1 protein-coding gene is annotated in these 1,178 nt (G+C 52.6%); it reads left to right on the top strand.

Annotated features, from left to right (window positions below):
• Positions 1–213 precede the first annotated feature (213 nt).
• Positions 214–858: an isochorismatase family protein gene (locus tag L975_RS07755; RefSeq protein WP_047708020.1), complete on the top strand. Its 645-nt coding sequence runs from the start codon at positions 214–216 to the stop codon at positions 856–858.
• Positions 859–1,178: the final 320 nt, after the last annotated feature.

Below are 1,178 nucleotides of genomic sequence, written 5' to 3'. Positions count from 1 at the left end.
CGATATTCATTACTGCAGGCCAATCAGTGATTTGCATCACAGCTGCCGTGTCAGTGGGGTCGCATTATAGGGCGTTTTGCGGCGGGCGCAAGGGATTATTCAAGATAATTTGCATATTTGCCGCTGTTTGGTGAAAATCCGGTCAGAAGGCTGATTTTTGCTAGTTATTTAGCCAGAAACAGCACGGTTATGGTCGATTAAAAAGGATAAGTGATGAAGATTGCAGCGCTCGACGTCGATCCGCAGTGCACGTTCTCTCCGCTGTGCCCACAGGAGTTGCCTGTACAAGAAGGCGATCAGATAGCTGACGCACTCAATGCGCAAGCACAACTGGCCGAGCTGCGGGTACTGACCAAAGATGCCCATCCCGCCAATGCGCTATGGGTGGTAGATGATCCTCAGCACATGCTGCAACCACTGCCACACCCCAATGCCGATCTGACCTGGGTCGCGCATGCGGTTCCCGGTACCCGAGGCTTTGAAACTATTCCGGGTCTGCCGGCTGTCACCGAGTATGACTTTGTGGTGTGGAAAGGTATCGAGCCCGATCTGCATCCGTACGGTGCTTGTTATCATGATTTGCAGGAGAAACTCAGCACCGGCCTTATCGAGTGGCTGTGCTGTCAGGGAGTGACCCATATTGTGCTGGGTGGGCTGGCGACCGATTACTGCGTGAAAACCACAGCATTGCAGTTACAGCGCAGTGGCCACTTTACCGTGCTACTGAATCTGGCGGCCTGTCGCGGGATAGCGCCGGAAACTACCACTCTGGCCTGTCAGGAAATGGCGGCGGAGGGAATTTACCTGTGTGACAACCAAGAGACGCTGCAGCACACCTTGCAGCAACTGATCCGCTGATCGCCCTGCACCACTGACGGATATCGCAACAGGCTATCTCTATATCTTCTATATAGCTATATAGAAGATATATCACTCGCTTGCTGTGCCGCTGAGCGAGAAAGCCAAGTCGTGAAAGCAAGAGAGATTACACTCAACGCCGGCAGCCATATACGACAGCGCGATAAAAGAAGAAGAGTGTGAAGGGATTGAGTAAATGCAGAAAAACAAAAAGCCCGCTCAAAGAGCGGGCTTTTCATTATGATGGTCGGTGAGAGAGGATTCGAACCTCCGACCCACTGGTCCCAAACCAGTTGCGCTACCGGACTGCGCTACTCACC

Origin of the sequence: Plesiomonas sp. ZOR0011 (assembly GCF_000800945.1) — a bacterium.
In the GTDB taxonomy this organism is placed as follows: Bacteria; Pseudomonadota; Gammaproteobacteria; order Enterobacterales; family CAMTGL01; genus Plesiomonas; species Plesiomonas shigelloides.
Note: the sequence above shows the minus strand (reverse complement) of the source record. Positions and strands in the feature narration are given on the sequence as shown.